The sequence below is a fragment of the Nocardioides sp. AE5 genome (genome assembly GCF_031844485.1).
Lineage (GTDB): Bacteria > Actinomycetota > Actinomycetes > Propionibacteriales > Nocardioidaceae > Nocardioides.
This window is the reverse complement of sequence record NZ_JAUZVI010000005.1, coordinates 33,273-53,125: the sequence shown is the minus strand read 5'-3', so window position 1 is coordinate 53,125 and position 19,853 is coordinate 33,273. Positions and strand designations below refer to the sequence as shown.

Annotated in this window: 19 protein-coding genes; 12 read left to right on the top strand and 7 right to left on the bottom strand. The window is 69.8% G+C overall.

Features of this window, described 5'->3' with window-relative positions; genetic code table 11:
- Position 1: 1 nt before the first annotated feature.
- Positions 2 to 970, bottom strand: a complete 969-nt coding sequence (dapD, locus tag Q9R27_RS09190) for a 2,3,4,5-tetrahydropyridine-2,6-dicarboxylate N-succinyltransferase (protein ID WP_311252073.1) — start codon at positions 968 to 970, stop codon at positions 2 to 4.
- A 51-nt stretch (positions 971 to 1,021) separates the two neighbouring features.
- On the bottom strand, positions 1,022 to 2,287 hold the full coding sequence (locus tag Q9R27_RS09185; RefSeq protein WP_311252072.1) for a hypothetical protein: 1,266 nt from the start codon (positions 2,285 to 2,287) through the stop codon (positions 1,022 to 1,024).
- A 108-nt stretch (positions 2,288 to 2,395) separates the two neighbouring features.
- On the opposite strand from Q9R27_RS09185, the gene Q9R27_RS09180 reads away from it, so the two are divergent.
- Entirely contained in the window at positions 2,396 to 4,507 is a 2,112-nt protein-coding gene (locus Q9R27_RS09180; protein ID WP_311252071.1) for an FAD-dependent oxidoreductase, read from the top strand.
- A 280-nt stretch (positions 4,508 to 4,787) separates the two neighbouring features.
- A complete protein-coding gene (gene ileS, locus Q9R27_RS09175; RefSeq protein ID WP_311252070.1) occupies positions 4,788 to 8,114 on the top strand; it encodes an isoleucine--tRNA ligase in 3,327 nt (1,108 codons plus the stop codon).
- On the opposite strand, the gene Q9R27_RS09170 is transcribed toward ileS, so the two are convergent.
- Together Q9R27_RS09170 and Q9R27_RS09165 are read right to left on the bottom strand one after the other, a co-directional pair.
- Entirely contained in the window at positions 8,077 to 8,805 is a 729-nt protein-coding gene (locus Q9R27_RS09170; RefSeq protein ID WP_311252069.1) for a YoaK family protein, read from the bottom strand. The genes ileS and Q9R27_RS09170 overlap by 38 nt on opposite strands.
- On the bottom strand, positions 8,793 to 9,452 hold the full coding sequence (locus Q9R27_RS09165) for a hypothetical protein (protein WP_311252068.1): 660 nt from the start codon (positions 9,450 to 9,452) through the stop codon (positions 8,793 to 8,795). Before Q9R27_RS09165 ends, Q9R27_RS09170 begins: the two co-directional genes overlap by 13 nt.
- Positions 9,453 to 9,574: 122 nt before the next feature.
- Here Q9R27_RS09165 and Q9R27_RS09160 point away from each other — a divergent pair, with 122 nt between their 5' ends.
- From Q9R27_RS09160 to Q9R27_RS09140, 5 genes are read left to right on the top strand one after another with little or no spacing between them, the layout of a single operon-like run.
- The gene (locus Q9R27_RS09160) at positions 9,575 to 10,264 is read left to right on the top strand and encodes a TetR/AcrR family transcriptional regulator (protein WP_311252067.1); all 690 of its coding nucleotides are present in this window, start codon (positions 9,575 to 9,577) and stop codon (positions 10,262 to 10,264) included.
- A gap of 34 nt (positions 10,265 to 10,298) precedes the next feature.
- On the top strand, positions 10,299 to 11,366 hold the full coding sequence (gene dapE / locus Q9R27_RS09155; RefSeq protein WP_311252066.1) for a succinyl-diaminopimelate desuccinylase: 1,068 nt from the start codon (positions 10,299 to 10,301) through the stop codon (positions 11,364 to 11,366).
- Entirely contained in the window at positions 11,363 to 12,136 is a 774-nt protein-coding gene (locus Q9R27_RS09150) for a TIGR00730 family Rossman fold protein (protein ID WP_311252065.1), read from the top strand. Before dapE ends, Q9R27_RS09150 begins: the two co-directional genes overlap by 4 nt.
- Positions 12,137 to 12,142: 6 nt before the next feature.
- Positions 12,143 to 12,466 carry a DivIVA domain-containing protein gene (locus Q9R27_RS09145; RefSeq protein ID WP_311252064.1) on the top strand — a complete coding sequence of 108 codons (324 nt, stop codon included), beginning with the start codon at positions 12,143 to 12,145 and terminating at the stop codon, positions 12,464 to 12,466.
- A 15-nt stretch (positions 12,467 to 12,481) separates the two neighbouring features.
- A complete protein-coding gene (locus tag Q9R27_RS09140) occupies positions 12,482 to 12,904 on the top strand; it encodes a hypothetical protein (RefSeq protein WP_311252063.1) in 423 nt (140 codons plus the stop codon).
- Between the two features lie 27 nt (positions 12,905 to 12,931).
- Here Q9R27_RS09140 and Q9R27_RS09135 read toward each other — a convergent pair whose 3' ends face one another.
- Together Q9R27_RS09135 and Q9R27_RS09130 are read right to left on the bottom strand one after the other, a co-directional pair.
- Positions 12,932 to 13,726 (bottom strand): enoyl-CoA hydratase-related protein, encoded by a 795-nt coding sequence (locus tag Q9R27_RS09135; protein WP_311252062.1) that lies wholly within the window; start codon positions 13,724 to 13,726, stop codon positions 12,932 to 12,934.
- A 22-nt stretch (positions 13,727 to 13,748) separates the two neighbouring features.
- Positions 13,749 to 14,519, bottom strand: coding sequence for a PaaX family transcriptional regulator C-terminal domain-containing protein (locus tag Q9R27_RS09130; protein ID WP_311252061.1), 771 nt, complete (start codon positions 14,517 to 14,519; stop codon positions 13,749 to 13,751).
- Positions 14,520 to 14,636: 117 nt separating this feature from the next.
- Here Q9R27_RS09130 and Q9R27_RS09125 point away from each other — a divergent pair, with 117 nt between their 5' ends.
- Positions 14,637 to 14,804: a DUF3117 domain-containing protein gene (locus Q9R27_RS09125; protein ID WP_311252060.1), complete on the top strand. Its 168-nt coding sequence runs from the start codon at positions 14,637 to 14,639 to the stop codon at positions 14,802 to 14,804.
- 4 nt (positions 14,805 to 14,808) lie between these two features.
- The gene (locus Q9R27_RS09120; protein WP_311252059.1) at positions 14,809 to 16,365 is read left to right on the top strand and encodes a leucyl aminopeptidase family protein; all 1,557 of its coding nucleotides are present in this window, start codon (positions 14,809 to 14,811) and stop codon (positions 16,363 to 16,365) included.
- Positions 16,366 to 16,387: 22 nt separating this feature from the next.
- On the opposite strand, the gene Q9R27_RS09115 is transcribed toward Q9R27_RS09120, so the two are convergent.
- Positions 16,388 to 16,990, bottom strand: coding sequence for an O-methyltransferase (locus Q9R27_RS09115; protein ID WP_311252058.1), 603 nt, complete (start codon positions 16,988 to 16,990; stop codon positions 16,388 to 16,390).
- Between the two features lie 322 nt (positions 16,991 to 17,312).
- Here Q9R27_RS09115 and sigE point away from each other — a divergent pair, with 322 nt between their 5' ends.
- The 3 genes from sigE to Q9R27_RS09100 are packed head-to-tail and all read left to right on the top strand — an operon-like array spanning position 17,313 to position 19,851.
- On the top strand, positions 17,313 to 17,915 hold the full coding sequence (sigE, locus tag Q9R27_RS09110; RefSeq protein WP_311252057.1) for an RNA polymerase sigma factor SigE: 603 nt from the start codon (positions 17,313 to 17,315) through the stop codon (positions 17,913 to 17,915).
- On the top strand, positions 17,912 to 18,436 hold the full coding sequence (locus tag Q9R27_RS09105) for a zf-HC2 domain-containing protein (protein WP_311252056.1): 525 nt from the start codon (positions 17,912 to 17,914) through the stop codon (positions 18,434 to 18,436). Before sigE ends, Q9R27_RS09105 begins: the two co-directional genes overlap by 4 nt.
- Complete coding sequence (locus tag Q9R27_RS09100; protein ID WP_311252055.1) at positions 18,433 to 19,851, top strand: trypsin-like peptidase domain-containing protein; 1,419 nt, start codon at positions 18,433 to 18,435, stop codon at positions 19,849 to 19,851. The genes Q9R27_RS09105 and Q9R27_RS09100 overlap by 4 nt, the downstream gene beginning before the upstream one ends.
- The last annotated feature ends 2 nt before the right edge of the window (positions 19,852 to 19,853 follow it).

The following is a 19,853-nucleotide window of genomic DNA, read 5'->3' as shown; positions in this document are numbered from 1 at the left end:
ATCAGTCGTTGGCGTGCAGGGCGGCGTTGAGTTCGATGCCGTCACCCTGCCATGCGACGGCCTCGACCGCGCCGGAGACGGAGTTGCGCCGGAAGAGGACGTTGCTGGCACCGGAGAGCGTCGCTGCCTTCACCACGGAGCCGTCGGCGAGGGTCACCTTGGTGCCCGCGGTGACATAGCAACCGGCCTCCACCACGCAGTCGTCCCCGAGCGAGATGCCCAGACCGGAGTTGGCGCCGAGCAGGCACCGCTCGCCGATCGAGATGACTTCCTTGCCGCCCCCGGAGAGGGTGCCCATGATCGAGGCGCCTCCGCCGATGTCGGAGCCGTCGCCGACGACGACACCGCCGGAGATGCGGCCCTCGACCATGGAGGCGCCCAGGGTGCCGGCGTTGAAGTTGACGAACCCCTCGTGCATCACCGTGGTGCCCGGGGCGAGGTGCGCGCCGAGGCGGACCCGGTCGGCGTCGCCGATCCGGATCCCGCTGGGCACCACGTAGTCGACCATCCGCGGGAACTTGTCCACCCCGTGCACGGTGACGTGCTGTCCCGCTGCGCGCAGTCGGGCGCGGGTCATCTCGAACCCCTCCACCGCGCACGGGCCGGCGCTGGTCCACACCACGTTGGTGAGCAGGCCGAAGACCCCGTCCAGGGTGAGGCCGTGCGGCGTGACCAGGCGGGCGGAGAGCAGGTGCAGGCGCAGCCAGGCGTCGGCGGTGTCGACCGGTGCAGCGGACAGGTCGGCGATGGTGACCAGCCGGGCCTCGCGGCGTACCTGGCGCAGGTCGTCCTCGCCCTCCAACGCGGTGAGGTCGGCCGGTGCGCCTTCGCCGCCGGGTTCCCCGAGTTGCGGTTCGGGGAACCACACGTCGAGCACTGTGCCATCGGCGGCCAGGGTGGCAAGGCCCCAGCCGTGGGCACCGGTCGTGGTCTCGTCGAGGGTCTGGTCAGCAGCACGGGTCTGGGTCACGGCGCCAACTCTACGTGGGCGCCGTGACGCCCCAGACGGGTGTCGGCCAGCTCAGTAGTCGTAGCTGGAGACCTTCCAGGTGCCCTCTTCCTCGATCAGGTAGAGGGTCATCTTGCCGACCTCGCTGCCGCCCTGGAGGAGCGGGACCTCGGCCATCGCAAACCCGGAGCTGTTCATCGTCTCCTGCGGCGTGCCGAAGGTGATGTTGTCGTCGTCGTCCGCGGTGATCTCCGCGCAGTTGGCGATCTCGGGGATGTACATGTAGCTCTTGGCAGCGTCACAGTCGTTCGCCTCGATCGCTGCCACGAAGGAGCTCACCACTGACAGTGAGCTGCTGCTGCCACCGGTCCCCGGCGCGGGGGAGGTGCCGCCAGTCCCCGGAGAGGGGGCGGTGCCGCCGGTCCCCGGGCCGGGGTCATTGCTACCTGGGGTGCTGGCGCGACCACCGAAGTTGGTCACCTTCCACCCGTCGCCCTGCTTCTCGAGCGCCATCGTGACGGTGGTGCTGTCGCCGCTTTCCGTCTCACTGAAGGTCACGTCATAGTCCGCCGAGGTCTCGTCGCTGGAGGTCTCCACCGGGTCCTCGAAGGTGTATTCGCCCGGCGGGGGGACCAGGGTGTCGCAGTCGGAGGTCTCCGTGGTCAGCGCCTTGGCAGCGTCGCAGTCGCTGTTGCGCAACGCGTCGACATAGTCCCTGGCGACCTGGGCGTGGCCGGTGTCGACGCTGGGGCCGTCGCCGCCCCCTTCGCCCCCTTCGCCGCCCTCGGTGCCCTGGGAGGTCTTCTCGTCGCTCTTCTTGTCGGACTTGTCGTCGTCCCCGCCCAGGGTGAGGACCAGGGTGATGATCACGCCGATGATCACGACGAGGGCCACCACGATGGCGATGATCACCTTCGGATTGACCCCGCCGCCGGACCCGCCCGGGCCCTGCGGTCCGCCGTACGGTCCCTGCGGAGGCTGCTGGCCCCACTGGCCCTGGGGCGGTTGCTGACCGGGCGCGCCGTACTGGCCCTGACCCGGCTCCTGTCCCCACTGCTGGGGCTGCTGGCCCGGTGCGCCGTACTGGCCCTGGCCGGGCTGGCCCTGAGGCGCCTGTTGCCCCCACTGGCCCTGACCCGGCTGGCCCTGTTGGGGTTGCTGGCCCCACTGGCCCTGACCAGGCTGACCCGGTCCAGGCTGGCCCTGGGGTGGCTGCTGTCCCCACTGCTGCGGGCCGGTGCCCTGGGGGGCGCCTTGCTGCGGAGGGTTGGGGGAGAGGCGGGTGGGGTCCTCGCCGGGGGGCGGGTTCTGGCCGAAGGGTCCGTGCAGGTCGCTCATGTGCGGCATTGTGCCCCCAGCGTTGGCACCCCCAAACATGGATGCGGATTCTCCCGCTCAGTGAAAAGTCCGTCCCGGCAGTGGCGGGGCCAGCCCTAGCCTCGCGTCGTGGCGAAGATCAAGCACCCCCATCTGATGTCCCCGGGCCGGATCGGGCCGATGAGCCTGGCCAACCGGGTGGTCCTCCCGGCGATGGACATGAACGTCTGCGTCGACGGTGAGATCCACCAGGCAGACATCGACCACTACGCCGCGCGTGCGCGGGGAGGTGCCGGCCTGGTGATCACCGGGGCCTCGGCAGTCGCCTTCCCGGTGGGCGCGGCGAGCACCAAGGAGCCGGGGCTGAGCGACGATCGCTTCCTGCCCGGACTGACTGCCCTGGCCGATGCGATCCACGCCGCCGGCGGCAAGCTCTGCGTGCAGAGCACCCACCACGGCAAGGTGGCCCGCATCGACACCTTGCAGGACCGGCCGCTCCTGGTGCCCTCGGAGCCGGACTACGACTTCGACCTGAGTGCCCTGGCCGACAACACCTCCACCGAGTTGCGCAAGATGGCAGCGGTCACCGGGGGCAAGCAGGCCAGCTATCACGCTGCCACCGCGGAGGACGTCGCCTGGCTCGTCGAGACCTGGGCTGACGCCGCCGACCGGGTACGCCGCAGCGGGGCCGACGCGATCGAGATCCACTGCGCCCATGGCTACATCCTCGGCGCCTTCCTGAACCAGCGTGACAACCGGCGCACCGATGACTACGGCGGCTCGCTGGAGAACCGCGCCCGCCTGGCCTGCGAGGTGATCCGGGCGGTGAGTGACCGCGTCGGCGACCAGATGGCAGTGATCGTCCGGGTCGCTGGCCAGGAATATGGACAGGAGGGCGGCCTCACCCTGGCCGAGTCCTGCGCTGCTGCGGTGATGTTCGAGGCCGCTGGAGCCGATGCCATCCACGTGACTGGCTGGGGGCGGAACCCGTTCTCCAACTTCACCGACGGACCGCTGCCCGACAAGGTCGGTGCCTATGCCGACCTCGCTGCCGAGGTCAAGAAGCATGTCTCCATCCCGGTGATCGCCGTGGGCCGGATGCTGCCCGACGTGGCCGAGAAGGCGATCGCCGAGGGCCGGGCCGACTTCGCCGCGATGGGGCGACAACTCCTGGCCGACCCCGACCTGCCCAACAAGCTCGGTGCCGGACGGCACCAGGATGTCCGCCCCTGCATCAACTGCTATGTCTGCGTCCAGGAGAACTTCTGGGACGACACCCCCCTGTGCGCGGTGAACCCCGCCCTGGGCAACGAGGCGCTGGTGCCCTTCGTGCGCACGACCACACCGAAGCACGTTGCCGTGGTCGGCGCCGGCCCGGCCGGGCTGGAGTCGGCCCGCGTGCTCACCGAGCGGGGCCACCGGGTCACGGTCCTGGACAAGGCCGACCGGCTCGGCGGGACGCTGTGGTTCTCCACGCTCACCACGCCGGCCAACGAGCAACTCCTGGATTGGCTCACGGTCCAGGTCAAGCAGCTCGGGATCGACGTACGCCTGCGCACCGAGGCGGACCGGGCAACGGTCGCAGCGCTTGCCCCCGACCACGTGGTGGTGGCCACCGGGGCCCAGCGCCCGCGCCCGGAGGTGCCGGGAGGGGACCTGCCCCACGTCCACACCGGTGACTCGCTGCGCAACCTGTTGCTCGGCGCTGCCGATGCCGGTGAGGGAACAGGGTTCCTGCGCACGATGGGCAAGCTCGGCAGGGCCACCGGCATCACCAGGAGCCCCGAGGCGATCCGGAAGCTGACCCGCACCTGGCTCCCGATCGGCAAGGACGTGGTGGTGATCGGCGGCTCGCTGGTGGGACTCGAACTGGCCGAATGGCTGGCCGAGCGGGGCCGCACCGTCACGCTCCTGGAGGAGGGTCGCCAGCTCGGCCTGCCGATGGCGATGCCGCGCCGCTGGACCGCGGTCCGGGCCGCCGGGGCGCTCGGCGTCACCGTGCACCGCAAGGCGGTGGCCACCCGGATCACCGCGGAGCAGGTCGAGTTCACCGTCGACGGTGAGGCGCACGCAGTCGCTGCGGACGCAGTGGTCTATGCCGACAAGACCCATGCCGCGGCGCCGCTGGCCGGGGAACTTGCTGCTGCAGGCGTCGAGCACACCGTCCTCGGTGACGCGGCTGAGGTCGGCTACATCGAGCACGCGATGCATTCGGCCTGGGAATTCGCGACCACGTTCTGAATCGATCGGCCGGAATCAATTGGGCACCAGTCCCGGGCACGTCCTAGACTGGCCAGCAGCAGCGTTCGAGCCGTCATCAGCGGCGAGCTTCCGGAAGAACAGGGCCAGCACCACCGGTCCCCACTAGAACCGGACGGGCAGGCCCGTCACAGCCGTGAAGGAGTGGTCGCACCGCAGAGTGCGGCAACCGAGGTGGTACCGCGGTTTCCCGGCGCAGAGTCGTGGACGTCGTCCTCGGGGCAGCAGCCCGAGTTGCACGACGTACGCCAGGAGAGACCCGATGACCTACCCGAAGGCTTCCACCGACGGCGCAGCCAGCGTCCCGTCGAGCCCGCGCTTCCCCGAACTCGAGGAGCGGGTGCTGGACTACTGGAAGACCGACGGCACCTTCGCCGCCAGCGTCGAGCAGCGCGACGCCGGTCCGCGTGGGGAGAACGAGTTCGTCTTCTATGACGGCCCGCCCTTCGCCAACGGCCTGCCGCACTACGGCCACCTGCTCACCGGCTATGTCAAGGACGTCGTGCCGCGCTACCAGACGATGCGCGGCAAGCGCGTCGAGCGCCGCTTCGGCTGGGACACCCACGGCTTGCCCGCCGAGCTGGAGGCGATGCGCCAGCTCGGGCTGAAGACCACCGACGAGATCCACGAGATGGGGATCGAGAAGTTCAACGACGCTGCCCGCGCCTCGGTGCTGAAGTACACCGACGAGTGGCGTGACTACGTCACCCGCCAGGCCCGGTGGGTGGACTTCGACAACGACTACAAGACGCTCAACCCGGACTACATGGAGAGCGTGATCTGGGCCTTCAAGTCGCTCCATGACAAGGGGTACGTCTACGAGGGCTTCCGGGTGCTGCCCTACTGCTGGAATGACGAGACGCCGCTGTCCAACCACGAACTGCGGATGGACGACGACGTCTACAAGATGCGGCAGGACCCCGCCGTCACCGTCGGGTTCGAACTCGTCGCCACCGGTGAGGACCCCGTCCTGGACGGCGCCCGGGCACTGATCTGGACCACCACGCCGTGGACGCTGCCCTCCAACCTGGCCGTGATGGTCGGCTCCGACATCGAGTACGTCGTGGTCGAGGCCGGGGTGCCCGGCACCGAGCAGACCGCCCGCTACCTGCTCGCCGAGGCCAGGCTGGCGGCGTACGTGCGGGAACTGGGCGACGCCGACGGTGAGTTCACGGTGGTCGGCCGCTACCGCGGCGCCGACCTGGTGGGCCGCTCCTACACGCCGCCCTTCTCCTACTTTGCCGACCACGCCGGTGAGGAGCACGGCCGCGCGTTCCGCGTGGTCGCCGCCGACGAGGCCGTCACGACCACGGACGGCACCGGGCTCGTGCACAGCGCAGGCGCCTTCGGTGAGATCGACAAGGAGGTGACCGACCGCGAGGGCATCGAGGCGGTGATGCCGGTCGGCAAGGACGGTCGCTTCACCGAACCGGTCGCGGACTATGCCGGGATGCTCGTCTTCGACGCGAACCCGCACGTCATCGACCACCTCAAGGCCTCCACCCGGGGCGCCGGGGAGGCCGGCGCGGTGAGTGACGGCACGGTGTTGCTGCGCCGGGAGTCCTACGAGCACTCCTACCCGCACTGCTGGCGGTGTCGCGAGCCCCTGATCTACAAGGGCGTCTCCTCCTGGTTCGTCGAGGTGACCGCCTTCAAGGAGAGGATGCTCGAGCTCAACGAGCAGATCCGCTGGGTGCCCGACCACATCCAGCAGGGCCAGTTCGGCAAGTGGCTGGCCAACGCCCGTGATTGGTCGATCACCCGCAACCGGTTCTGGGGATCCCCGGTGCCGGTATGGAAGAGCGACGACCCCGCCTACCCGCGCATCGACGTCTACGGCTCGTTCGCCGAGATCGAGCGTGACTTCGGCCGGTTGCCGCGCAACGCCGCCGGCGAGCCAGACCTGCACCGGCCGTTCGTGGACGACCTGACCCGCCCCAACCCCGATGACCCGACCGGGAAGTCCACGATGCGCCGGGTGGAGGACGTGCTCGACGTCTGGTTCGACTCCGGGTCGATGTCCTATGCGCAGGTGCACTACCCGTTCGAGAACGCCGAGTGGTTCGCCGGCTCCGAGACTGCGCAGGGCCACTTCCCGGCGGACTTCATCGTGGAGTACGTCGGCCAGACCCGCGGCTGGTTCTACACGCTGCACATCCTGGCCACCGCCCTCTTCGAGAAGCCGGCGTTCAGTTCGGTGATCTGCCACGGCATCGTGCTCGGCTCGGACGGCAACAAGATGTCCAAGTCGCTGCGCAACTATCCCGACGTCAGCGAGGTCTTCGACTCCGCAGGTGCGGACGCGATGCGCTGGTTCCTGATGGCCTCGCCGATCCTGCGTGGCGGCAACCTGATCGTTACCGACCAGGGCATCCGCGACACGGTCCGCCAGGTGCTGATCCCGCTGTGGAACAGCTGGTACTTCTTCTCCCTCTATGCCAACGCCGCCAACGGGGGAGCCGGCTACGAGGCGCGCAGCGTACTGGGCCGTGGCGACGCGGTGGAGAACCCGCTGGACCGCTACCTGCTGGCGAAGACCCGGGCACACGTCGAGGACATGACCGCCCGGATGGATGCCCTCGACATCGCGGGTGCCTGCGAGGCGACGCGGACCTTCCTCGACGTGCTCACCAACTGGTACATCCGCCGCTCCCGCGAGCGGTTCTGGTCCACCGGCGACGAGCTCGACACCGACGCCTTCGACACCCTGCACACCGTGCTCGAGGTGCTGGCCCGGCTCACCGCGCCGCTGCTGCCGTTGACCATGGAGGAGATGTGGCGTGGCCTGACCGGCGGACGCTCGGTCCACCTGGCCGACTGGCCGGATGCTGACGAACTGCCGGCCGACGACGACCTGGTCGCCGCGATGGACGTGGTCCGCGAGGTCTGCTCGGCCACCTCGGCATTGCGCAAGGCGGGCAACCTGCGCAACCGGCTGCCGCTGGCGAACCTGACCGTGGTGGTCGACGACGCTGCATCACTGGAGCGCTTCACCTCGATCGTGGCCGACGAGGTCAACGTCAAGCAGGTGCGCCTGTTGGACCTCTCCGCGCCCGAGGCCGCGTCGTACGGCGTCTCGCAGAAGCTCACCGTGAACGCGCGCGCTGCCGGGCCCCGCCTGGGCAAGGACGTGCAGGCCGCGATCAAGGGCTCGAAGTCGGGCGACTGGTCGGTGGCCGCCGACGGCACCGTCACCTCCGGTGGCCTGGCGCTGGTCGAGGGTGAGTTCACCCTGGAGACCGTGGCGTCCTCGGGTGACGACTCGGCAACCGCGATGCTGCCGCACGGCGGCTTCGTGGTCCTGGACACCGTGGTCTCGCCGGAACTGGCCGCCGAGGGCCTGGCCCGTGACCTGGTCCGTGCCGTGCAGCAGGCGCGCCGCGATGCCGGCCTCGACGTCTCCGACCGGATCACGCTCACCCTGGGCGGGGACGAGCAGGTGCTGGCCGCCGCCCGCACACACCAGGACCTGATCGCTGGCGAGACGCTGGCCACCTCGGTCGTCCTGGAGGCTGGTGCCACCGGCACAGGGGTGGAGCTCTCCGATGGGCTCACCGTGCAGGTCGGCGTGACGCGCGCAGGTCAGTGAGGACCGGCGGCGAGGCAAGCACCAGCAGGAGGGCAGCCAGCGGCACCACGGTCGGGAACCCGATCTTCAGGTAGCCGATGGCGCCCACCACGCCACCGGCGAAGAAGAGGCCGACGAGCAGGAGGAGGACCCCCAGTTTCCGCCAGTCCGCGGTGACCGGGGCCAGCCCCGGAGCCCGCTCCACATAGGCGGCCTTGCCCAGTTCGATGCCGATGTCGGTGATCATGCCGGTGACGTGGGTGGTGCGGATCTGGGCTCCGGAAAGCTTGGTGATGATGGCGTTCTGCAGCCCCATCGTGAAGCCGAGGACGGCGATGATCACGATGAACCGACGGCTCCCGTGCAGGTCCTGGGCGAGGACGCCGAAGGCCAGGATCAGCATCGCCTCGAGGACCAGCACGTTGGCATAGCGGCCACGCAGGTCGCGGCGGCGACCCCAGTTGAAGACCAGGGCACAGGTGCCGGCGCCGAGCACGAACGCCACGATCGCGGTGACGGCGAGCCGCGCCAGTTCGCCGAAGCCGAGCACCAGCGAGTCGGCCACGATCGCAGTCAGACCGGTCATGTGCGAGGTGTACGCCGCCACGGCCACGAATCCGACCGAGTTGAGCACCCCGGCCTGGAAGGCCAGCAGGCTCGCCAACTGGGCATTGCGCAAGGGGGTCCGATCCGGACCGGTCAGGCCGAACACTCTTCGAGCCTAGACTGCCGCGTGTCCCCGGTGGCTCCTTGTCGACCGGAGGCGACCACGCAGGACACCAGCAGCAAGCCGATCCCGAGCACGATGCCGTGGACGATCCGGAGTTCGGCACCCCCGAAGAACTGGGGAAGGTAGCTGGCCAGGCCGAAGCCGGCGAGCAGGCCGCCGATCCGCCCCAGGGCCCCCGTGCGCCACATCCCGATGGCCTGTCGCGCGCCGACCAGGACCAGGAGCAGCAGGCCGAGGGCGAAGGTGGTGACCGGCAAGGGAGCGAACCGGAAGGCGTCAGCGATCTCGAGCACGCCGCTGTCACGGTGCTCAGCGGCGTACTGGCCGATCGCGTTCAGGCCATAGGCCTCCGCGCCGTAGTAGGGGAGGAGCAGTGCCGCGGCCAACCACATCCGGGTCTCCGCCTCGCGGACCGGGCGGCCGCCCCATTGCGGCAGCCCAGCGGCCGCATGGCGCAGCGCCAGGGCCAGGGCCGTGAAGCCGAGCATGGCCAGGGCGTGGGAAACCGGCCAGGAGGCAGCGGCGAAGGTTTCGGCATCGGCCTCGTCTCCCCACGGGCGGAGGACGGGATAGGCAGCCAGTGCCAGGCCGGCCACGCCGAACCAGAGGGATGTGGCAATGCGGTGCATGATTCCTCCAGATGTGAGCACTGCTCTCTTTTCTTGGGTCGAGGCTAGGGCAACGGGAGGAGCAAAGCAAGAGCACTGCTCACAGATGTGAGCACCGGGTGCTGACGTGCCAGAATGGCGACATGGCGAAGGGACCAACACCACGCGAAGTCGCTCGGGCCGAAAATCTCGAACGGATCAAGCGACTTGCGCTCGAGCAACTCGCGGCCACCAGCGCCGGCGAACTGTCGCTGCGGGCGATTGCCCGTGAGCTGAACATCGTCTCGAGCGCGATCTATCGCTACTACCCGAGTCGCGACGAGCTGATCACCGACCTGATCATCGATGCCTACGCCAGCCTGGCGGACGCCCTCGAAGTCGCGACCTCCAACGGGCGACGCGGGCCACGCCGCCGATGGCTGGACGCATGCACCGCATTGCGCCAGTGGGCCATCGAGCAGCCCCACCGCTTCGGCCTGGTCTACGGATCGGCGATCCCGGGCTATCGGGCCCCCGCGGACACGATCGCTCCCGCCGGCCGGGTGCTCGCGGCCCTCTGCGCACCCGTGGCCGCGGGACAGGCCGCATCCGGGCGCGAGCTGGACCACTGGGCCGTCCCCGGCCGTCCCCTCGGGAGCCAGCTCAGGGACGTCGCAGGCCAGCTCGGCCTCGTGGTCTCCGAGCGGACGATGCTGGGCATCGTGGCTGCCTTCTCCAGCATCATCGGCGCGCTCACCCTGGAGCTCAACGGCCACTTCGTCGGCGGCTTCGAACCCGCCGACGCGCTCTTCCGTGCGATCGTCGAACAGGAAGCGGACCGGCTCGGCCTGTGACCGGCGGCCGACTGGGTCACCTACGATGATGCACATGCCGGAACTCGACCTCAGCAAGGACGTCGTCAGCCTGACCGAGGATCTGGTCAACATCGAGTCGGTGAGCCTGGCCGAGCAGGAGATCGCCGACGCCGTCGAGGCGGCCCTGCGCGACCTGCCCCACCTCGAGGTGACCCGCCACGGGCACACCATCGTGGCGCGGACCGATCGTGGACTTGCCGAGCGCGTCGTCATTGCCGGCCACCTGGACACCGTGCCCCTCAACGACAACCTCCCGGCCCGCCGCGACGGCGACCACCTCCACGGCCTGGGCACCTGCGACATGAAGGGCGGGGTCGCAGTCGGGCTCAAGCTCGCCGCCGGGATCCCGGAGCCAAACCGCGAGGTGACCTACATCTTCTACGAGGCCGAGGAGATCGAGGCGACGAAGAACGGCCTCCGCAAGCTCGCCGCCAGCGCCCCGGAGCTGATGGAGGCTGACTTCGCGATCCTGATGGAACCCTCCAACGGCGGGATCGAGGCCGGCTGCCAGGGCACGATGCGGATCGAGGTGCGCACCGTCGGCGAACGCGCCCACAGCGCCCGCAGCTGGATGGGCCGCAACGCCATCCACGCCGCGAAGCCGATCCTCGACATCCTCGACGCCTACCAGCCCCGCCGCCCGGTGATCGACGGGCTCACCTACCACGAAGGCCTCAACGCGGTCTTCATCTCCGGGGGAGTCGCCGGCAACGTGGTGCCCGACGCATGCGTGGTCACGATCAACTACCGCTTCGCCCCGGACCGCTCCGTCGCCGAGGCCGAGGCATGGCTGCGCGAACTCTTCGCCGGGTACGACGTCCAAGTCACCGACGAATCACCCGGCGCCCTGCCGGGACTCACCGTGCCCGCGGCCGCTGCCTTCGTCGACGCCGTCGGCGGACAGGTGAACCCGAAGTTCGGCTGGACCGACGTCTCCCGGTTCAGCGCACTCGGTGTCCCGGCAGTCAACTTCGGGCCCGGCGACCCGCTGCTCGCCCACAAGCAGGAGGAACACGTGCCGATCGCCCAGATCCGCCACTGCGAGGTCGCGCTGCGCGCCTGGCTGGGGGCCGACACATGACCGGCTCGAAGCGGCAGAAGAAGCACCGCGGGCCGGTGCTGCTGCGCGGCAACCAGGTGGACCACAGCACCACCGACCAACGGCTGCTCGACTCACGCGGCCCCACGGACTGGGTGCACACCGACCCATGGCGGGTGCTCCGGATCCAGGCCGAGTTCGTGGAGGGCTTCGGTGCGTTGGCCGAGCTCGGCCCGGCGATCGGCGTCTTCGGATCCGCACGCACCCAGCCCGAGGACCCCTTCCATGCGATGGCGGAGGAACTGGGCGCCAAGCTGGTCGAGGCCGGCTTCGCGGTGATCACCGGCGGCGGACCAGGTGCCATGGAGGCGGCGAACAAGGGCGCCAGCGAAGCCGGCGGCATCAGCGTCGGACTGGGCATCGAACTGCCCTTCGAGACAGGGCTCAACCCGTGGGTCGACATGGGGCTCAACTTCCGCTACTTCTTCGCCCGCAAGACCATGTTCGTCAAGTACTCCCAGGGCTTCGTCGTGCTGCCCGGTGGAGTCGGCACCCTGGACGAACTCTTCGAAGCGCTCACCCTGGTCCAGACCCGCAAGGTCACCTCCTTCCCGGTGGTGCTGCTGGGCACCGACTATTGGCGTGGCCTGCTCGACTGGCTGCGCTCCACCGTGCTGGCCGAGGGCAAGGTCGGTGAGGCCGACCTGGACCTGATCACCCTCACCGACGACGTCGACGAAGCGGTGCGCCTGATGGTGGAGGCCCGCGAGGGCCGGGGCACCACGACGTACGCCGCCGAGCAACCGGAGTGATGCGAGATGGCCTGGTTCTTCGCAGTCCTGGTCGTCCTGGCCCTCGGTGGGGTTGCCGTGGTCGCCGCCGGGCATGGCGCCCCGATGGCGCCAGAGCATCCTGACCGACCCGACCCCCTGCCCCCGGCGGATCGGGAGATCACCGCACACGACCTGCGCACCATCGAGTTCGACACCGCCCTGCGCGGTTATCGGGCCGACGAAGTGGATGCGCTCCTGGCCCGTCTGGCGTCCCAGTTCGAGGCGCAGGAGGAGTACGCAGTGGCACCCGACGCCAGCGAGGGAGGCCCTGGCGTGGGGGAGGCAGATGGCGCGCCCGTGGAGCGATAGGGCAAACTCGGCACCGTGCCCCTCCACGTGATCGTCTACGTCCTGACTGCCCTGGCCGCAGTGGTCGTCGTGCTCACGCGGGTCCGCCTGGGGAGCAACAAGGGCGCTGGCAGGTTGCGGATATCGCCGACGATGCTCAACACCCACACCATCGCCGGCACCCTGGCGCTGCTGGTCTGGGTGGGCTTCCTGGTCACCGGGATCGGCGAGGGCAACGGGCATGCCGTGATCGGCATCGTGGGCCTGGCCCTCTTCTGGATCACCACCATCGCCGGACTGATGATCCTGGTCCGCTGGATCCCGAGCACCGGGCGCCACTCCTCCGAGGCCGTCCGGGACAACTGGAGCGACGGTCCGGGGCTCTCCGTGCTCGCCCATGTCGGGATGCTGGTCGGCGTCCTGGTCTTCACCTGGGCATACCTGATCTCCGCCGTGTGAGCCACGGCCGGGTACGGAGCGGAGCGCTCAGCGTCCCCGGAAGACGGGCTTCTCCTTGGCAAGGAACGCCGCGACCGCGGTGCGGTGGTCCTCGGTGGCGCCGGTGTGGGTCATCATCGCGCTCTCGAAGGCGATCGCGTCGGTGAAGGAGGCTCCGGCAGAGTTCGCCACCGAGCGCCGGATCGCGCCGTACGACTGGGTCGGGCCCGAGGCCAGGCGACCGGCCAGCGCCGTGACCTCCGCGTCGAAGGAGTCAGCCGGGACGACCTTCGTGGCCAGCCCCAGGTCCAGTGACTCGGCAGCCGAGAGCGTGCTGGGGAAGTAGAGCAGTTCCATCGCCTTCGCCTGCCCGACCAGGCGCGGCAGGGTCCACGACGCGCCGGTGTCGCAGGAGAGCGCGACCCCGGTGAAGGCCAGGTTGAACCCGGCGGCTTCGCTGAGGATCCGGAAGTCACAGGCGAACGCCAGGCTCGCACCGGCCCCGGCAGCCACCCCCTGGACTGCTGCGATCACCGGCTTGTGCATGGTCGCGAGCAGGGTGACGATCGGGTTGTAGTGCTTGTCCACGGTGGTGAAGAGCGCGTCCGTGTCACCCGCCTCGAGCAGGGTCACGTGCTCCTTGAGGTCCTGGCCGACGCAGAATGCGCGCCCGGTCCCGGTCAGCACGACGCAGCGGACCGCGTCGTCGTTCGCGGCCTCGGTGACGGCCGCGAGGAGCGCTTCCTTGGTGGCGATCGAGAGGCCGTTCATCGCCTCGGGCCGGTTCAGGGTGATCGTGGTGACGCCATCGACGGTCTCGGAGAGGACGGGCTGGGTGGACATGGTGACTCCTTCGGTTCGGTGCTCAGGACAGGATGCGATCGACGAAGCGCTCGGCGCCCGGGCGGAGCCGGTCGGCCTCGGCATGGAAGTGGGTCGCGGCCTCGAAGCCGGGGAAGTCGGCCGGGAGCAGCTCGGCCGGCAGGCCCGGGTCGCGGAAGAGGAACTTGCGCCACTCGTGGACCAGGTGGAAGCGCTGGGCGAACTCGTCACGGTCGGGGTCCCCGGACTCCGGCGGTACGTCGTCACGCACCCGCGCCAGCCATGCGGCGTACTCCCGGCCCAGCGCAGGCAGGTCCCAGCCGGCCACGGGACGCTCGGCAGGGGTGAAGCTGCCGGCCTCGGTGTGCGCTGCGCTGGCTCCTTCGCGCTCGAGGTAGGCGGGGAGGTCAGGTTGCGGCCACGGGCTCACCCAGAGGCCATCGCTGAGCTCGGCGAGCCCCATCCAGCCCAGGGTGGTGTGCACCCGGTCGCGCAGGCGCCGGTCACGAATCGGGTCGAGCAGCACCAGGCGCCACCGACCGTCCCAGGCGCGGTCGCGCAGCCGGTAGATGCGCTGGCGGGCCGCCTCGAGCCGGGCGATGCCGCGCTCCGTCGCCCGATAGCCGCGACCATTGCCGATCTGCACGGGTTCGAGCCATCCCTCGCCCACGATGCGGGAAATGGCAGTGCGCACCGCTGGTGCCGAGATCCCGACTGGATCCAGGAGCCGGACCAGGTCAGCCACCGGAGCCTGGTTGCCCCGCGTGCGCAGCAGGTCGCCGTACACATCGAAGAGTGCTGACCGCGCGCGCATGTGTGGAGTCTGCCAGCACTGTGCGACGCATGCGGTTTCCGGGGATGTGGGTCGATGGGGGATAATGGACGAGAACGGCGTCACAGGGCGCGGATGGATACAGGAAGAGGTGCGCTGATGGCGGCGATGAAGCCACGAACCGGCGACGGTCCGTTGGAGGTCACCAAGGAGGGACGCGGCATCGTGATGCGCGTTCCGCTCGAAGGTGGTGGCCGCCTCGTGGTCGAGTTGAAGGCCGATGAAGCGACTGCCCTCGGTGACGCCCTCAAGGACGTCGTCGGCTGATCGGGTGACTTTCCAGGCACCCCCACCCGTCCTGCCCGAGCAGGTCGAACCCCCGGCGTACACACTCAGCGAGACGCCGTTCGACGACCTCTCCGCTGGTGCCGACGGCGCCTGCGCCGTTGCCGTGCCGGTGCTGTCCGGCGATCACGGCTCCCCGCTGCTCGGACCCGGTGCGGTCCGGCTCAGCGAAGACCTCGGCCTCGACCTGGTCGAACTCCTGGAGCGCTTCGGCGCCACGGGGAAGGCCGGCGAGGTGCACGAGCACGTCCTGCTCGGACACCCCCGCTGGAGCCGGTTGGTCCTGGTCGGAGTGGGCCAGGGCAGTGCCGCAGAGGTACGCCGTGCCGGCGCCCACCTGGGGCGTGCGGTGCGCGACGAACAACTCCTGGTCAGCACGGTCGCCTCTGTCGGTGGTGTCGATGCACTGGCGGCCTTCGTCACCGGACTGACCCTGGGCTCCTTCGCGTTCCACTGGCGCAAGGACGGTGCGCAGGCGCAGCCTGTCCGCAACGTCGTGGTGGCGGGCTCCGCGCAACTGCAGCCCGACCTGGACCGCGCAGTCGCGATCGCGAACGCAAGCTGGACTGCACGTTTGCTGGCCACGGTGCCGTCGAACCTGAAGAACCCGGCCTGGCTCGCCGATCAGGCGCAGCAACTCGCCTCGGGGAGCGGACTCAAGGTCAGCGTCCGTGACGAGGCCCAGTTGCGTGCCGAGGGATTCGGCGGGATCCTCGCCGTCGGTGCCGCGTCAGCGACCCCGCCACGACTGATCCGCATCGACTACACGCCCTCGCGCAAGGTGGCCCGCGGCAAGGGACACATCGCGCTCGTCGGCAAGGGGATCACCTTCGACACCGGAGGGCTCTCGATCAAGCCGGGCGAGTCGATGTCGACGATGAAGCGCGATATGACCGGCGGCGCCGTGGTGATTGCAACGATGGCTGCCCTGGCGGCAGTCGAATGCCCGGTGCGGGTCACCGCCTTCGTGGCGGCAGCGGAGAACGCGATCAGCGGCTCCTCCTATCGCCCCGGTGACGTGATCACCCACTATGGCGGGCGCACCACCGAGGTGACCAACACCGATGCCGAGGGCCGCCTGGTGATGGCCGACGCCCTTGCCCTGGCGGTGGAGAAGGTGAAGCCCGACGCACTGGTCGACGTGGCCACCCTGACGGGTGCGATGAAGGTAGCGCTCGGCCTGCGTACGGGTGGCTACTTCGCCAACCACGAGGCCCTGGCCACCTTGATCGATGCGGCCAGCGCCGCCTCGGGGGAGCGGCTGTGGCGGATGCCACTGGCCGACGACTACGAGGCCCGGGTCGAGTCGAAGGTCGCCGACGGCGACAACGGCGCCGGCAGTCCCGGCGCGATCACGGCCGCACTGTTCCTGCAGCACTTCACGGGCGATGTCCCGTGGCTGCACCTGGACGTCGCCTCCGTCGGGGATGCCCCGCAGGACGACGACGAATGGACCGCCGGACCCACCGGTTTCGGGGCCAGGCTCCTGCTGGAGTGGCTGGGGTCCGCCAACCCCCTGGCGGGCGTCGGCAAGCGCAGCTGAGGTCCTGCCAGGCTCGGCTCCGTCAGCCCTCGGGGACCCATTCCTTCTTCACGGCGAGCAGTCCGTCACCGACCGGCAGGAGCAGGGGGACCAGGCCTTCGGCCTCAAGCACGGCCTTGCCGAGCTCACGGATCGCCACGGTTTCCTCGTCACGCTGGGCGGGGTCCGCGACCCGGTCGTGCCACAGCGCGTTGTCGAAGGCGACCACACCGCCGGGGCGGAGCAGGCGCAACGCCTCCTTCAGGTAGTCGGCGTACTCCCGCTTGTCCCCGTCGCAGAAGACCAGGTCGTAGTGGCCGTCGGTGAGGCGCGGCAGGACGTCGAGCGCGGCGCCGGGGATGGTCCGGGCCCGCTGGGCGGGGATGCCGGCCTCGGTGAAGCCCTGCTTGGCCAGTCGCTGGTGCTCGGTCTCGATGTCGACGGTGGTCAGCACGCCGTCCGCGCGCATGCCGCGCAGCAGCCACAGGCCGGAGACGCCGGTGCCGGTGCCGATCTCCACCACGGCACGGGCGTCCAGGACGGAGGCAAGGAAGCGCAGGGAGGCGCCGACGCCGGAACCGATCGGCACCACGCCGACCTCCTCGGCGCGTGCCCGGGCCGCAGTGAGGATCTCGTCCTCGCCCACGAACTCCTCCGCATAGGTCCAACTGGCGGGCTTGATGGGGGTGGTGATGACAGCCTCCTGTGCTCGTGCGACACCGACGCTGTGACCCTACAACGCCTGCGACGCTGCGCCGCGACCAAGCGCACCGGGAAATTCCTCCTCGGACGGGAACATCACGACACCACTCGGTGTTGCGGAGAGTCACAGGTCGCGGGACAGTTGTCGACCGGCCTGCCTGGAACTCAAAGCCGTTGCGATGGAGATGCTCAGGTTCCTCTCAGTCCCTTTCCCTAGCGTGAGGAGGAGTCAGGCAGTGAGACTGCTTCATGCGAAGGAGGGTGCAGTGGGCGAGCCAGCGTCGACGGCCGTGGCAACAGCGGTGCCGAGTTGGGACGAGATCGTCGCCGACCACTCCGAGCGGGTCTTCCGCCTCGCCTATCGGCTGACCGGCAACCGGTCCGATGCCGAGGACCTCACCCAGGACGTCTTCGTCCGCGTCTTCCGCTCCCTGGACGGCTACAGCCCGGGCACGTTCGAGGGCTGGCTCCACCGGATCACCACCAACCTCTTCCTCGACGGCGCCCGGCGCCGGCAGCGGATCCGCTTCGACTTCCTCACCGACGAACGCGCCTCCCGGATGCCCTCGGCCCGGGGCCTTCCGCAGGACGTCTTCGATGCCCAGAACTTCGACGACGACATCGAGCAGGCGCTCGCCATGCTGCCGCCCGACTTCCGGGCCGCCGTCGTGCTCTGCGACGTAGAAGGACTCTCCTATGACGAGATCTCCGAGATCCTCGGCGCAAAGATCGGCACGGTCAGGTCGCGGATCCACCGCGGTCGTGCGATGCTCCGGGAGGCATTGGCCCACCGCGCGCCCTCGCCCGGGAGGCAGCGCTTCAACGGACCAGCGGAGACCACCGGGCTGACCACGGGAGCAGGGCAATGATCGGCCACATCGGGAGCAGGGTGAGTGCCCTGGTCGACGGCCAGTTGCCGCCCGGGGAGGCGGAGCGACTGTGGGCCCATGCCGTGCGGTGCGAGAGGTGCTCGGATGCGATCGCGCGGGAGGGCTGGGTCAAGACGCGCCTGGCCGGCCTGCGCCAGGACGCGTGCACTCCGCCCACTCCCAGTGATCTGGCTTCAGCGCTGCGGCATCCCGAGTCGAGGTGCGCCGCGCCGGCCGAGGATTGCCTGGGCACCTCGGCGGTACGCCGCCACCCGGTGGCGGTCGCTGTCCTGGGGGCCGGCTCTGTCGGCGCTGCGATGATCGGCGTACTTGCCCTGGCCCTCCCGGCCACCGGCCCCACCCCCGACAGGCGTGGACCGGCGACCTCGGTCAGCCGCTTGACCGAAGCCCCCGCGGCGCCACAGCCAGCGCAACCGGTCGGTGTGGTCGCCACGCGACCCGCCGCGACACCGACGACGACCGAGCATGACTTCCCCGGATGGTTGAGGATCAGCGAGTGAACGACGAAGAACGCCCCCGTCCCGAGGACGACGCGCCCAGCGGGCCCGAGCACACGCTTCCACTCGATCCGGTGGTCGAGGACTCCGCCACGCAGTCGTTCCCGCCGCCGGCGCCCGACGCGGTCCCGGCTGGTCGCCCTGCCGACACCTGGGCCCCGACGGGGGCTGGACCGCAACCGCCGTACGGCGTCGGCACCTATGGAGGCGGGACCTACGGGACCGGGAACTACCCCTCGGCGACGACGTACCAGCAGGGGACGGCGTACCAACAGGCCGGGCGCACCGCCCCGCCGACCAGCCACGCCGCGACCGGCCGCCGCGCCCGGATGCCCGGTTGGTTCTGGCCAGCCGCGTGCGCCTGCACGCTGGTGATCGGATTGCTCGGCGGCATGCTCGGCGCCGTCATCGTGGACAGCATCCAGGACTCCCGGACTCCTGATGGCCGGACCTCGGGCGGACTGGCCGATGTCACCACGGTCAACGACGCGCCGCTGCCGGAGAACGGCTCGGTCGCCGCGGTGGCACAGACGATGGATCCGAGCACGGTGCAGATCCTCGCCGAGTCCAAGAGCGGCAGTGGCGCCACTGGATCCGGCTTCTTCCTCGATGCCGAGGGACACGTGGTGACCAACAACCACGTGATCGCCGACGCGGCCGATGGCGGCACGATCCAGGTCGTCGACAAGGACTACAAGCGCTACAAGGCCACCGTCGTCGGCCGCAGCGCCGTCTATGACCTGGCCATCCTCTACGTCGAGGACGCCGAGGGCGTCCAGCCCGCTGCGCTGGGCTCCTCCAAGGCGCTGAACGTCGGTGACGTCGTGGTCGCGATCGGTTCGCCGCTGGGCCTGGACCGGACCGTGACGTCGGGGATCGTCTCGGCGCTGGACCGTCCGGTCACCACGGGCAGCGGAGCCGACGACCAGTCCTACATCAACGCCGTGCAGACCGATGCCGCGATCAACCCGGGCAACTCCGGAGGGCCGCTGGTGAACCTCAAGGGCGAGGTGATCGGCGTCAACTCGGCGATCGCCACCACCGGCGGGTCACTCGGCGGCGAGGCAGGCAACATCGGTGTCGGCTTCGCCATCCCGATCGAACAGGTCAAGGTGACCGCCGACCAGATCCTGCGCGACGGAGAAGCGCAATATCCGGTGATCGGGGCGCGGGTGCAGAGCGACGAGGACGGGCGCGGTGCCCTGATCGTTGAAGTGATGGACGGCCAGCCGGCCGAGGATGCCGGGTTGCGCAAGGACGACATCGTGACGGCCCTGAACGACCGCATCGTGCCGGACAGCCCGTCGTTGATCGTCGCGATCCGCTCCCACGTGCCCGGCGACACGGTCACCCTCACGGTGCAACGCGGCAACGAGGAACTCAAGCTGGACATCACCCTCGACGGCCAGGTGGGCTGAGG

What these genes read in the sequence shown, in the direction of transcription:
- Q9R27_RS09185 (WP_311252072.1), bottom strand. Translation starts at nt 2,287, where the DNA reads ATGAGCGACCTGCACGGACCCTTCGGCCAGAACCCGCCCCCCGGCGAG.
- Q9R27_RS09165 (WP_311252068.1), bottom strand. Translation starts at nt 9,452, where the DNA reads ATGCACCGCATTGCCACATCCCTCTGGTTCGGCGTGGCCGGCCTGGCA.
- Q9R27_RS09150 (WP_311252065.1), top strand. Translation starts at nt 11,363, where the DNA reads ATGACCGGCTCGAAGCGGCAGAAGAAGCACCGCGGGCCGGTGCTGCTG.
- Q9R27_RS09145 (WP_311252064.1), top strand. Translation starts at nt 12,143, where the DNA reads ATGGCCTGGTTCTTCGCAGTCCTGGTCGTCCTGGCCCTCGGTGGGGTT.
- Q9R27_RS09105 (WP_311252056.1), top strand. Translation starts at nt 17,912, where the DNA reads ATGATCGGCCACATCGGGAGCAGGGTGAGTGCCCTGGTCGACGGCCAG.
- Q9R27_RS09135 (WP_311252062.1), bottom strand. Translation starts at nt 13,726, where the DNA reads ATGTCCACCCAGCCCGTCCTCTCCGAGACCGTCGATGGCGTCACCACG.
- Q9R27_RS09130 (WP_311252061.1), bottom strand. Translation starts at nt 14,519, where the DNA reads ATGCGCGCGCGGTCAGCACTCTTCGATGTGTACGGCGACCTGCTGCGC.
- ileS (WP_311252070.1), top strand. Translation starts at nt 4,788, where the DNA reads ATGACCTACCCGAAGGCTTCCACCGACGGCGCAGCCAGCGTCCCGTCG.
- Q9R27_RS09160 (WP_311252067.1), top strand. Translation starts at nt 9,575, where the DNA reads ATGGCGAAGGGACCAACACCACGCGAAGTCGCTCGGGCCGAAAATCTC.
- dapE (WP_311252066.1), top strand. Translation starts at nt 10,299, where the DNA reads ATGCCGGAACTCGACCTCAGCAAGGACGTCGTCAGCCTGACCGAGGAT.
- Q9R27_RS09125 (WP_311252060.1), top strand. Translation starts at nt 14,637, where the DNA reads ATGGCGGCGATGAAGCCACGAACCGGCGACGGTCCGTTGGAGGTCACC.